The following is a 13,033-nucleotide window of genomic DNA, read 5'->3' on the forward strand; positions in this document are numbered from 1 at the left end:
CCCCAACTGCTGCCCGCAGAGGGGAGGGCAGCGTGACAGCCCGCGCTCGCACACATGTGAGTCACCGACCTTTCCAACTGACGCAAACGGAGCCGTACGTGCCCATCGATCCCATCGTCGCGAACCTTCTCCTCCAGCTCCCACCCCCGCAGCCCATCGCGGATCCCGTTCTGCGTTTGCAGACCGAGAAGGCCACGCTGAACAGCATCGCCGCGCAACTCGCCGAACCCTACCCGGAGGTGACGGACCGGAAGCTGGTCACGATTCCAGTCGAAGGCGGCGACATTGAACTGCTGATCTACACCCCGCCCACGCCGGGCCCGCACACCGGATACCTGTTTTTCTTTGGCGGCGGATTCCGCGGCGGTTCCATCCACTATGGCCTCAACGACGGGGCATGCCGGGAACGCTGCATCGCCGCCAACGCCGTAGTGGTCGCGGTCGGGTACCGCCTGGCCCCCAAACACCCGTTCCCAACCGCGCTGAACGACGGGTACGCAGCGTTGCTATGGGTTGCTGAGCACGCTGAAGAACTCGGAATCGATTCGGACCGTCTCGTGATCGGCGGGCAGTCCTCCGGCGGCAACATAGCCGCGAGCTTGTCTCTCCTAGCCCGAGACCGATCAGGCCCCAAAATCGCTCTGCAGCTGCTTGAAGTCGCGGCTCTTGACCTCACTTGGCGAACCCAGCTCCACGAATACGACAAGGGGTACATCCTCGAAAAGCCCGAGATCAACCAAATTACTCACGACCTCTTCTCTGACTCGACCGACGCGGAAAGCCCCTACGTGTCGCCTGCCTGGGCTGAGGACCTAACCAACCTTCCCCGCGCGGTGATCCTCACCTCGGAATTCGACCTCACCCGCGGCAGCTGCGAGCTGTACGCCCGGCGTCTGCTCCAGGCCGGTGTGACCGTCACCTACACGATGGCCGAAGGTCAGATTCATGCAAGCCCTGCGCTGACGAACATCCTCCCCGCCGCCCGCGTATGGCGAGACAACGTCATCACCGCGCTACGCTCCGTCACCACCCTCAAGAAGTAGCGATAACACGATGCCATCCCTCACCGTCCACAACGGCACGACCCTTTTCTACGACACCTTCGGTCACCACACGGGACGCCCGCTCGTGCTAATCGAAGGGCTTACAGCGCAAATGATCAAATGGCGGCCGGAATTTTGTCAGCTGCTCGTTGACCAAGGATTCTTTGTAATCCGGTTCGACAACAGAGACGTCGGCCTCTCCCAAAAATTCGAAGGCCAGAGCTACACACTCGTGGACATGGCCGAAGACGTCGCCGGCCTCATCGAGAAGCTCGACATCGCCCCCGCCCACATCGCCGCCCAGTCGATGGGAGGAATGATCGCTCAAGAGCTCGCCATTCATCACCCTGACATGGTCGCCTCCCTCACTCTCTTCTACACCAGCGCCTCGCAGCAGTGGTTGCTTCCGCCTGCCTACGACCGCGAGATCCTCAACGATCACGCGACGCTCACCAAAGAGCAGGCCATGGAGGAATTTCTCGCCGGCGAACGAGCATGCCGCTCGGAGGCATACCCGCAGGACCAGCATTGGCTACGCCAACTCGCCGAGATGTCCTACGATCGCGATCCAGTCAAAAGCGGCAACGTTCGCCAAGCCGCCGCCGTACTCGCGGCGCCCGATCGCGTTGCCGCGATAGCCGCGATCACCGCCCCCACGACCATCATCACCGGCGACGCGGACCTTCTTATCGACCACCACGCCGCTGACGAGCTTCACCGACAAATAAGCGGATCACAGTTGCGAAAGTTCCCCGGCATGGGACACGAGATCACAGAATCCCTGTGGCCCCAATTTGTAGAAGCGATCATCGAAACCGCCTACTACGATCGCGGCACTGTCGATAACACGTCACGTTTTAAGCTAGCGGAATAGCCCCTGAAAGCGCGGCAGATAGGAACGACAAGTTTCTTCCATCTTTGATCGTGAGCGGTGCTGTCAAGGGCGTCTTTACTACCGGTAAGCGGCGGTGGAGATTGTCTAGGACGGGCATTCCACGGCCAGAACTGCTGACATTCGTCGATACAATCACCGCTTTCGCGGTACCGCTTCTCGAAGGAGAGAACCATGGCTCAACCCAGCTTGATTCCCAAAACCGCTGAACCTAAGGTTCGCAGACCAAAAGTCGCGGGCCTTCTGCTCGCCGTTTTTCCCGCATCGACCGCTTTATATGCGCTCTTCAACGGTGTGCAGAGCATTGTCCTACCAGCGCAGGTGCAGGCGTTCGATCCGGAAAACAAGATTGGCAATCTGGCGATCTTGAGCGCGGTGGTCGCGCTTGTCGCGATGGTCGGTTCACCCATCGGAGGTGCCGTGTCGGATCGGACGCGTTCACGGTTCGGGCGCCGTTCCCCCTGGCTGGCTGCCACGTCGATCGCCGCCGCCATCCTCACCATCGCCATGAACTTTGCGGCCAATCTTGTCGTTCTAACAGTCACCATGTCGGCCCTGTGGCTCGTCGCGAACATCTACGGTGGTGCGCTGGTGGCGGTCATGCCCGATCGGGTGCCGGAGCAACGGCGGGGCTTGGCCTCGGCGGTTCTCGGCATCAGTACGCCCGTCGGCGTGATTGTGGGCGTCAACATCGCCAGCCAGAGCAGCCAGGTCGTCAGTTACACGACTTTCGCGGTCGCTCTTGTCGTGACGACGGCGATCTTCCTCGTCGGCGCGCGCGAGAAATCATCCTTAAGCCTCCCGCGGCCCCCTCGCGTCGCGTTCTCGTTGCGCGGCTTGGCGTCGGGGACGGCAGCCTTTCTTTCGGCTTTCCACGACCAAGACTTCACCCTCGCCTTCGCAAGCAGGTTCTTCCTGTTCCTGTCGTACTTCACCGTCTCTGGATATGCATTCTTCGTCTTCCAAGACTACATCGGGCTCGAGCAGATTCCGGGCGGCGACGCGGCCACCGCCGTGAGCACATCGCTGTCGCTCAGCATTGTCGCGTGGGTTGCAGTAGCCGCCATCACCGGTCCCCTGGCCGACAAACTAGGCCGTCGCAAGCTGTTCGTCGGTGTCAGTGCTATCGGACTCGCTGGGTCGCTCGTCATTCCGTTGATCTGGCCGACGTGGACGGGCATGATCGTTTACTCGCTGTGCATCGGCGCGGCGATCGGCACTTATTTTGCTGTCGACCTCGCCGTCATGACCAAGGTTCTCCCCAACCCCGAAACTGCGGGGCGGGACTTTGGCATTCTCAACGCAGCCACCGGAATGCCCATCGTATTGTCCCCCCTTATCGCCGCAGGATTGATCTCCTTTCTCGGAGGATACCCAGCCTTGTTTGTCTTCGGGATGGTCGCCGCCGTGGTTGCTGGTATCTTGATGTTCCGGATCCGATCTTTGCGCTAAGCGCCATAAGGACAGCCCCGGAAGGGGCGTATTCGTCCGGCTCCGGCCGCAGACCACCACATCGTCGTTTGAACCGCAGGACTCAGCACATCTCAGGAGAAAACCCATGCCCATGTTGCGCCTAGCGAGCGGCGCCCAGCGCACTTACACTGACCAGGGACCACGTAACGGACGTCCCATCATCCTTCTCACAAGCCAAACCGAGCAGGGCAATGAATGGTCCGCTGAGATCTCTAAGTTGCTTCTCGGACGCGGATACCGGGTTCTCCAATTCGGGCCGACCGGCCCAAGACAACACCTGCCAATTGACTCTTTCAGGAGTGAGCAGCCGGACGTAGAGGTTCTCATCGAAACTCTGCAACTCGCACCGGCTCATATCGTCGAAAAGGTAGGGGATATCAGCAGTGCGTGTCAGGTAGTCGCTGATCGGCGGCCGAATCTGGTTGCTTCGGTCGCACTGATCCTCACGACAGACTCTGCGGAGCGGCTCACATCCTCCGGCAGCGACGGTAGTACCCACCTCGCACGCCCGATCACGGCTCCTGCGGTGATTCTTGCCGGAGGAGAGGACTCTGCGGACATCGATGTCACAGGGTATCGCGCGTTGCTCCAGAACTTGCGCGTTCGGGTGTTTCCCGACACGGGCGTCGGCTTCCCCCAATCGTCGGCGGCGATGCTCGTCGACGAAATCTCCATGAATGTAGGGCGGGCGACAAGCAACGCATGGTTTGCAGCGCGCTCCGTGAGAATGTCTTTGGTGCCGCGGTTGGTCAGCGGTGCCATGAGAAGAATTCTTTCCACTCGGGTACCAGGTCCGACGCGTTCCTTCATTGTGTCCGCGAAGGGGGAGCCCGATGTTGTTCAGGTACCCACCCGTCACGGACTGGTGCGCTGCTTCATCTACCGCGCCAAGGGCGACAACGTCGGACCCGTGCCCGTAGTAGTTCATCTCCACGGCGGTGGGTTCATCCTCAACAACGCCCGGGTCGAAGACTTCATCGCGCTCGAGCTCGCGCAAAGTGCGGGAGCGACCGTGGTCAGCGTGGACTACTCCACTGCACCGTCTGTCCGATACCCGGTCGCGGAGGAGCAGGCGTACGACGTACTCCAGTGGGTGGCTGCACACAGCGCAGATCAGGGATGGGATTCGGATCGTATCGGCCTGAGTGGACAGAGCGCGGGAGCCAAGCTTGCCCTGTCAGCTCTTGCGCTAGCGCGCTTGGAAGGGCCAGCCGTTTACGCCTGTGCGCTGATCGTGCCGCCCGTCGACATGACAATCCCTGCGAAGGAATACATCTCCCCTCTCGCGCGACCTCTGATCAACCCAAAAACGGTCCGACTGATTCAACGCACTTACTTCGTCGACGAAACTCGTCGATTCGAGCCGACGGCTTCCCCACTGCTGGACCCCAACCTCGCTGCGAACATGCCCCCCGTCCTCATCGTGAGCGCCGAGCTGGACACCATCACCGCGCAGACAAAGCGGTTCGCTTCACGTCTTCGATCCGAGGGAGTCGAGGTCACCCACCACGTGGCTCAGCAGGTCGACCACGGCTACCTCGGCATCGACACCAGTCCGCCTGAGGAGGTCCGACGGTCCCTCCACCTCCTCGCTGAACACTTTCGAGTGAACCGGCACGGAAATGGAAAGGGGGATACATCAGATCCTCCTCAGGCTGGCACACTCCCGTTAGCGGGACCGCTCAGTCCCTGAGTCGAGCTGCTGCCTGTTTATTTGAGCTTGATCCTCAGCGTAGTACGTCTGCAAGGAACGCGATCTTCTTCTCGTTGTATTCATCGGTGGAGGGTGAGGGGGAGTACATGAATGCGTGTCCGAGGACTGCATTGCTTACAGGAGGCAGGTCCACTTCGTTCCTGACACCGAGTTCGGTGAGCTTGGTGGACAGTTCCTCGGCTTGATCTGCGAAAGTCGCGGTGTTTCCGTCTGTGATGAAGCTGGGCGGAAAGGCCGGGCCGGCGTGGAGAATAATGTTTGCTTCTGCCAGCTGGTGCTGTGAGGTGCCGACGTAGGAACGGAGAGAAAGGTCGAAGAGGAAGTCATTCGCCAGTGAAGGTTCCTGGGTGTAGCCGGCTTTCGCGGGCACCAGAGCGGCGCTGTCCAAAACCACAGCTTCAAGACGGGAGGGGCTGATGGTGGGCGCGATACCCATTTCTCCGGCGTAGTCGGGATTTGTTTGGATGTTCGCGTACTGGCCTACGATGTGGCCTCCTGCGCTTCCTCCGGCGAGGACGACTCGCGACATGTCCAACCCAAACTCCGCACCATGCTCCTGGAGGAAGTCAATGGCCTCTCCGAGTTGGATCACCGGAGTGGGGTAGGGGACCCCGGGTGCGAGACCGTAGTCAATAGCAACGACGTTGTATCCGGCGTCCAGGACCGGGCCCCCACCGACAGCGAACGGGGGGCCGCCTGCAGCGTTGGGGTCACCGTTCGTCTTGCTGCCCACGATAAATCCTCCGCCGTGCACAACGACATAAGTGGGGCGAGCCACCGAGGGGTCATTGTCAGCGATGTAGATGTCGAGGAAGCTGTTGGGGTATCGGGTGCCGTACTGGATGTCGTTGGTGAGACGAGAGCCATTGACGACTCGCGTCTCGGTTGCGGCGGCTGCTTCGAAAGAGTTCCCAAAGCCCGTCGACGCTTGGATTGATTCAGTGGCCGGCGCCGGGGTGATGGCCAGCACGACGAAGGCGAGGGAGACGAGCGTTGCTAGCCCCGCCCCCAGGAATGCGCCGGCTCGAGCAATCCAGCGACGGCTTCGAGCTGCGCCGGTCAACTTCACGTGGCGGCGACTTCCCCAGGCCACAGCCCACGAGCATGCGGCGAGAGTGAGGGTAGCGATGAACGCTGCGATCCAGAGCGGATAGAGCGAGGTTGTCACCCAGAGCAGCTGCAACACCGCGCTCACCGCCCCCACCAGCGTGAGCAGAAGCCAGCCGCCTCGACGGCCCCGCTGCATGGCAAGAACGGCGAGAATTGCTCCGAGGAGAATGTTGACGACACCGAAAATAGCGTGGTGACGGATGATCAGGAACTCCAGCCACACCGCGAGCACAGCGACGGTGCCCAGAAGGACCAGGGTGCCGCGCACGCGTGGTCCAGCCTCGACTCGAAAAATGGTCATCAAAACTCCTCTCAAGCAGCGCCGAACGGGTCGAACTGTACCCTGGCAAACTGCGGTGGTCTGCAACAATACACCGCAGCGCAAAAATGCGTCAACCGGGTACAGTGGAGGGATGTCAGATCTATCCCTCAGGGAGCGCTCGAAGAGACGCCGGCGTCGAGCTATCCAAATGCACGCGATGAGGCTCTTTGCGGCTCGGGGTTACGACGCGACGACCGTGTCGGAAATCGCAGCGGCCGCCGAGGTGTCGCCGAGGTCCGTGTCGTCCTACTTCCCCACCAAGCTCGACATTGCGACCGCGTCCTTCGATGAGGCTGCCGAGCGCCTCGTGAAAGTCATTGGTCAAGTAGGTCCTAATCGGCAACTTGTCGACGCTTTCATGATCTGGCTCGAAAACGAGCCGTCGTTCGTGGACGAAGAAGAGTGGGAACTCCGAGCGCGGATGCTTGACACCAATCCTGCGCTAGCAAATGTCGCGACGGCACACAGTAGAACTCTCCAAGAGGTTGCATCGGCAGTAATCGCTCAAGACCTATCGATTCCGCTTACAGACATGACTGTCCGTCTCGTCTTAGGGATGTTCGAGGGGCTCGTGCTCCAGAGCCAGCTGCTCCCCGTCTCTCACCGTTCAGACATAGGCGTTTTCTTGACGATTCGCACGGCCATCTCGGGAGTGCTAGACGATGTTCGACGACTGCGCGTTGACGAAGCGCGCTGAACGCGGTTGCCCCCTAGATCGTCCGTGACACTCCGTCGATCCCTACTTGGAGGTCATCGGCTACGTCTCCCCGGACCTGTCGGGCCTGTCCCGGTTGGGTTCGTCACCGATCCCCGGGTCCGTGCAGCCATGGCGCCGCAGAGGCCCGTCGCTGCGCGCTGAACCACCCGGAGGCGCACTTATCGCATGGGGGCGCAAAGATGCCGAACACGCTCGCCCCAACCCGCGACGCCGATTCCCGTCCGCGTCGACCTGCGAAGCGGATGGTAATCATTGGCGGCAAGGCCACCTGCCACACTCGACAACGTGAGAGAACCTCCGATAATCGACGTTATGTCAGTTTATTCGCACGCACTCCGCTCGACGGGCTCCGAGGCGTGGTTGCACACGAGCCTCGGAACCCGTCGGAGTCCCGCCGGCTAAGCGCCGGGTGCGAGGCCGAGCTGCGTGAGGATGCCGAGCTCGTCGCTGCTTCCCCAGCGCTCGGCGAGCTTGCCGTCGACGAAGGTGCTGATCTGCATGCCGCGGATCTTCACGGACTTGCCCGTCGGCGCGTGGCCCTGGAACACACCGGTGTGCGTGCCGGTCAGTGTGTAGGCGAACGCGACGCTGTCGTCGTCCGCGACGAGCTTCTCGACCTCGAGTGCCATGTCGGGGAACGCGGTCCGCAGGTCGCCGAAGAACGCGGCGTATCCCTCCGGACCGGGTGCCTGGCCGGGCGCCGGGTCGTGATCGACCGAGTCGGGCGCGACGAGTGCGTCGAACGCGGCGAAGTCGCCGGCGTTGACCGCCTCACCGAAGGCCTGCTGGGCGGCGATGTTCTGCTCGCGAGTCATGTGCTGTCACCTGTTCTGCACCGGTCCGGTGCCTCGAGGAGTGGTGCGGGTCGTCAGCGACGGTACGCAAGCCCGTTGAGGGCGGTACAGGGCTTGCGCGCTCCCCCGGGCGCTTCCCAATGCCGCTTCTCATAAGCGAGATTATGTCAGTTTCTCGGTTGGTGCGGGAGCTCGATCACGCTCGCCAGGTTGAGCATCGGCCCCGGCCGCGGGTCGGTCCGCCAGCGATACGCGATCGCCAGGCCCAGGAACGGCTGTCGAAGCGTCGGTGGTGAACGCTCAATCCCGGCGGGCGAAAGTCTTTCGGGATTTGCGCCAGCGCGATGGTCGCCTGTCAGGGTTGCGCCTACTCACTCAAAGGAGAGTCTGAGAGGCATCGTCGCCCCCGCTACGGATTGCACTCGGCTCATTCCGCCATTGCGCTCACCAGCACTGCTGCTGGGTTCGCGCGCCTGCGAATTGGAACCGACTATGAGAACACTCAAATCAGCGGCAATCGCCGCTACCGTCGCCCTCGGTCTGACGCTGACCGCCGCCGTTCCGGCGACGGCCGTGACCGACAGCGGGCCCACGTTGCGCGAGCTGGCCGAGTCGGCCGGTCTCACGATCGGATCAGGGTCGATCAAGGCCGCGGAGTGGACGACCGACGGCCGCCCCTCGAACTACCTGGCCGAGCCGGAGTTCGCTGACACGCTCTCCGAGCAGTTCAACGGCCTCTCGCCCGAGAACGAGATGAAGTGGCTCTTCACTCAGCCGGAGAAGGGCGTGTACGACTTCGCTGGTCTGGATCGCCTGGTTGCCTTCGCCGAGCAGCACGACATGGCGGTGAAGGGTCATGGACTCATCTCCAGCTGCTGCGACCCGGAGTACGTCACCCAGATCACGGATCCGGACGAGATGCGGGCCGCGATGACGGAGCACTTCACGACGCTGATGCAGCGTTACGACGGGAAGATCGACCGCTGGGACGTCGTGTCCGAGGCCCTCGAGTCGCAGGGAACAGCGCTTCAGCCCACGACCTTCTATAAGGTCCTCGGCCCGGGCTACATCGCCGACGCCTTCCGGATCGCCCGAGCCGCCGACCCCAACGCACGCCTCTTCATCAACGAGAACCTCGTCGAGTTCGACGCCGCCAAGCGTCAGGCGTTCCTCGACCTGCTGACCGGACTGGTCGCCGACGGCGTGCCCATCGATGGCGTCGCACTCCAGATGCACGAGACGCTCGCGAGCCCGGTCCCCGGCGTCATCACGGAAATGGTGAATTCCTACCGAGCCCTCGGACTCGACGTCGAGATCGCCGAGCTCGACGCGCACACCTACGATCCCGCCCAGCAGGCACAGATCTACGGCGACGTCGTCGCCGAGGCCCTCGCCGCCGGCGTGACGGAAATCAGCACCTGGGGCTTCACGGACAAGCACCTGTACACCTGGCTTCCGGGATCCAAGCCGCTGATCTTCGATGAGGAGTACAACCCCAAGCCCGCCTACTTCGCCTTCCGAGACGCGCTGCAGCAGTTCGTGGAGCCAACGTCGGCACCCGGCGTGGCGAGTCTGACCAACACGGGATGGAAGCTCGGGCTGAGCGACGGCAACTACGACATCAAGATGAACCTCCGCAACGGTGCACCGGGCAGCTACTACCGTCTCTACGAGAATGACGTCCTCGTGTCAGCCCAGCGCCTGGACTCCCTCAACGACTCCCCCCAGTCGGCGACCACGTCCTTCTCCGGAAAGACCAACGGGAAGTACAAGTACCGCGCCGAACTCATCAACTCGCAGGGCGTCACGTCGACGAAGACCACCACGGTGCTGGTGAAGAACGTCGCGCCGAGCAAGCCGGTGGTGACCGCCGACAACCGGGACGGGGACGGATCATTCGTCGCGACCGCGACGCTGAAGTGGGGAATCAACGCCACCTCCTACGCCTTCAAGCTGGACGGCCAGGTCGTCGGCGAGGGGACCTTGAAGGCGGCTACCCCGAACAAGCAGACGGCGCAGGTGTCCCTCACCGGCATCGCTTCCGGCCAGCACAAGCTCACCGTCGTGTTCACCAACACGGGTGGATCGACCGAATCGAAGCCGGTCACCGTCACGGTGCGCTGACCGTTCGAGAGAGTGCATCTCGCCCGAAGAGCCGCCCGGTGACATCACGTTGCCGGGCGGCTCTTCGTGTCGCCGTCCCCGTTCGAAGGGCGAGGGCAAATCACCGCCGTGGAGCCGCCGCCACCGACTCTCGGACAACGAGTTCGGTGGCGAGCTCGAGCCGGCGACTGACGGGATGGCCGCCTCTCATGTCCAGCAGGCTGCGTAGCGCGGCGGCTCCGATCTCCGCGATGGGCTGCCGAACCGTGGTGAGGGGTGGCGACGCGAGTCTGGCTTCGACGAGGTCATCGAATCCGATGACGCTCAGCTGGTCGGGGATGCGCAGATCGAGCGTGTGAGCGGCCGCGTACACACCCAGAGCCATGTTGTCGTTGCACGCGAAAACAGCGGTAGGTCTCGTGGGTGAGCGGAGCAGCTCTACGGCAACCCGCGCTGTCGTTTCCGTCAGCCACCCGCCGTACAGCACCGTCGGTCGCACCTCAGGAAGTCGTTCGCGAACTCTGGACAAGAATCCTCCCGTTCGTTCGCGGCAGTTGAGCGAGTGGGGATCTCCGGCGATCACGGCGAAGGAGGTATGGCCGTGGTCGATCAGGAAGTCGGCGGCGTCGTAACCTCCTGCCCAGTTCGATGCGCCGACGCTCGGTGCCGAGCGGTCAGGGGCGCCGGCAGGGTCGATGAGTACGAAGGGGATGTGCGCGCGCTCGAGGTGTCGTCGTTCGGTGGGGGTCGGTTGTGCGACGGCGATCAGTGCGCCGCGGGATCGATGCTCGACGAGCCGCTCCACCCAGGACCGGCCCTGCGTCTCACCGTTGCGAACCATGATGATGACCAGGTCGAGAGCATTCTGCGCTGCGATGCGCTCAACGCCGCCGATCAGCGCGCTCGCCCAGGAATCACCCACGGCGGGAAGAACGAGGTCGACCAGCTGGTCTGCGATCAGCGCATCGACCGCCGCTGACGGTACCCGTCGGTATCCGACCTGCGCCGTTGCCTCCTGCACCCGTTCACGGGTGTCAGCGGACACGTCATCCCGTCCGTTGAGCACCTTGGACACCGTCGGAACGGACACTCCTGCCACCCGCGCGATGTCGCGGAGGGTGGGTGCGCGCGCGGCGGATTCCGGTTCCATGCAGACAGACTATGCGGATCGAAACGTTGCGCAACGCCCTCTCGCGGAATGCCTCTCGATCCCCGGAATGAAGGTTCGAAAGTGTTTCGATTTCACCCCTGGGAGGAAGCGCCGAGTCCTACGGTGAAGACGGCTGCCAGGTTCCGCGTCCGTCGACGTGGGTCCGGCGGCCGGCTACCAACGACCACCTACTCCGGAGCCAGCTGATGAATCACCCCGCGTTCGTTTCGAGCGACCTCGCCATCCCCGAGGGCTTCACTCTCGGCGCCGCCACCGCGGCCTACCAGATCGAGGGAGCGGCAGCAAAGGATGGCCGGGGGCCCTCGATCTGGGACACGTTCAGCCACACGCCCGGAACCACCGCCGGTGGCGCCACCGGAGACGTCGCCGCCGGACATTACGACAACGTCGCCACCGATCTCGACATCATGGCGTCGCTCCATCTGGACGTGTACCGATTCTCGATCTCGTGGTCTCGGGTGATGCCGGAGGGCGAGGGGACGGTCAACGAGGCCGGTCTCACCTTCTACTCCGACCTCATCGACGGCCTGCTCGCACGTGGAATCGATCCGGTCGTCACGTTGAATCACTGGGATCTCCCCCAGGCTCTCGAGGACAAGTACGGCGGCTGGCGAGGTCGCGAGACGGCCTACGCGTTCGAACGCTATGCGGAGATCGTCGGCGCGGCTCTCGGCGATCGGGTGACGATCTGGTCCACCCACAACGAGCCCTGGAACAACTCGTTCGCCGGCTACGGACACGGCGTCTTCGCTCCAGGAGTGAAGAGCCACGAGGACGCGCTGAAAGCCGCGCACCACCTCAACCTCGCGCACGGGCTCGCGGTGCGTGCGCTGAGGCGCACGATCACGAAGGACGGCGCCAAGGTCTCGATCGTGCTCAACATCTTCCGCGTCGAACCCGAATCCCCCGACGACGCCGAAGCCGCCCGGCTGTTCGACGCTGTCGCCAATCGCGTCTTCACCGGTCCTGTCCTCGATGGCGCGTACCCAGCAGATCTGCTCGAGGACACCAGAGCGTTCACCGACTGGCGATTCGTGCAGCCGGGAGATGAGGAGATCTGCCACCAGCCGATCGACCTCCTCGGCGTGAACTACTACGAGATCATGCACATCCGCAGCCGCGCCGACTACGACCCGTCCACCGAGCAGATGGGTGGGACCGAGTTTCCCGGATCCGAACGTGTGGAGCTGTTCCGGCCCGAGGGCTTCGACCACACCGCGATGGGCTGGACCGTCGAACCCTGGGGGCTCGAGAACCACCTCGTCGACCTCTCCGCGCGATGGCCGGACCTGCCCATCATGGTGATGGAGAACGGCGCCGCCTTCGACGACGTCGTCACCGAAGTCGACGGGCAGCTTGCGGTCCTCGATCAGAACCGGACGCAGTACCTCATCGACCACCTCACGGCCACACTGCGGGCGCGCGACCGCGGCGCGAACGTGGACGGATACCTCGTCTGGTCGCTTCTGGACAACTTCGAGTGGGCCGCCGGATACGGGCCCCGCTTCGGGATCGTCCGGGTGGACTACGACACCCTTCGTCGCACCCCCAAGCTCAGCGCCCACTGGTTCGCCGAAGTCTGCCGAGCGCGTACGGTGCCGTCGCTCACGACCGTGGACCTGGGCGCCTGACCCATCCTTACCCGGCGGACCCGGCCAGTCGCGGACGCGTCTGCGCCGGGTTCGCACCGCTC

Annotated in this window: 10 protein-coding genes; 7 read left to right on the plus strand and 3 right to left on the minus strand. The window is 63.1% G+C overall.

All coding sequences use genetic code 11. The features are described 5' to 3' along the window. Positions 1-98 precede the first annotated feature (98 nt). The 4 genes from ASF48_RS17140 to ASF48_RS19115 all read left to right on the plus strand — a co-directional run bounded on the left by ASF48_RS17140 (position 99) and on the right by ASF48_RS19115 (position 5,101). On the plus strand, positions 99-1,043 hold the full coding sequence (locus tag ASF48_RS17140; RefSeq protein WP_055794347.1) for an alpha/beta hydrolase: 945 nt from the start codon (positions 99-101) through the stop codon (positions 1,041-1,043). Between the two features lie 10 nt (positions 1,044-1,053). Continuing rightward, positions 1,054-1,917 (plus strand): alpha/beta fold hydrolase, encoded by an 864-nt coding sequence (locus tag ASF48_RS17145; protein WP_055794349.1) that lies wholly within the window; start codon positions 1,054-1,056, stop codon positions 1,915-1,917. Positions 1,918-2,109: 192 nt separating this feature from the next. Next, a complete protein-coding gene (locus ASF48_RS17150; RefSeq protein ID WP_082481689.1) occupies positions 2,110-3,387 on the plus strand; it encodes an MFS transporter in 1,278 nt (425 codons plus the stop codon). Between the two features lie 106 nt (positions 3,388-3,493). Beyond that, positions 3,494-5,101, plus strand: a complete 1,608-nt coding sequence (locus ASF48_RS19115) for an alpha/beta fold hydrolase (RefSeq protein WP_082481691.1) — start codon at positions 3,494-3,496, stop codon at positions 5,099-5,101. Between the two features lie 34 nt (positions 5,102-5,135). On the opposite strand, the gene ASF48_RS17155 is transcribed toward ASF48_RS19115, so the two are convergent. Continuing rightward, on the minus strand, positions 5,136-6,533 hold the full coding sequence (locus ASF48_RS17155) for an alpha/beta hydrolase (protein WP_082481694.1): 1,398 nt from the start codon (positions 6,531-6,533) through the stop codon (positions 5,136-5,138). A gap of 112 nt (positions 6,534-6,645) precedes the next feature. Between ASF48_RS17155 and ASF48_RS17160 the strand changes: the two genes are divergently transcribed. Further along, on the plus strand, positions 6,646-7,251 hold the full coding sequence (locus ASF48_RS17160) for a TetR/AcrR family transcriptional regulator (RefSeq protein WP_200931044.1): 606 nt from the start codon (positions 6,646-6,648) through the stop codon (positions 7,249-7,251). Between the two features lie 419 nt (positions 7,252-7,670). On the opposite strand, the gene ASF48_RS17165 is transcribed toward ASF48_RS17160, so the two are convergent. Then, positions 7,671-8,087: an ester cyclase gene (locus ASF48_RS17165; RefSeq protein ID WP_055794354.1), complete on the minus strand. Its 417-nt coding sequence runs from the start codon at positions 8,085-8,087 to the stop codon at positions 7,671-7,673. A 471-nt stretch (positions 8,088-8,558) separates the two neighbouring features. On the opposite strand from ASF48_RS17165, the gene ASF48_RS17170 reads away from it, so the two are divergent. Beyond that, a complete protein-coding gene (locus tag ASF48_RS17170) occupies positions 8,559-10,190 on the plus strand; it encodes an endo-1,4-beta-xylanase (RefSeq protein ID WP_055794356.1) in 1,632 nt (543 codons plus the stop codon). A 100-nt stretch (positions 10,191-10,290) separates the two neighbouring features. Here the strand turns inward: ASF48_RS17170 and ASF48_RS19120 are convergent, their stop codons facing one another. After that, the gene (locus ASF48_RS19120) at positions 10,291-11,319 is read right to left on the minus strand and encodes a LacI family DNA-binding transcriptional regulator (RefSeq protein WP_082481698.1); all 1,029 of its coding nucleotides are present in this window, start codon (positions 11,317-11,319) and stop codon (positions 10,291-10,293) included. 206 nt (positions 11,320-11,525) lie between these two features. On the opposite strand from ASF48_RS19120, the gene ASF48_RS17185 reads away from it, so the two are divergent. After that, the gene (locus ASF48_RS17185) at positions 11,526-12,971 is read left to right on the plus strand and encodes a GH1 family beta-glucosidase (protein ID WP_055794361.1); all 1,446 of its coding nucleotides are present in this window, start codon (positions 11,526-11,528) and stop codon (positions 12,969-12,971) included. Positions 12,972-13,033: the final 62 nt, after the last annotated feature.

The sequence above is a fragment of the Rathayibacter sp. Leaf299 genome, assembly GCF_001423055.1.
Lineage (GTDB): Bacteria > Actinomycetota > Actinomycetes > Actinomycetales > Microbacteriaceae > Rathayibacter > Rathayibacter caricis.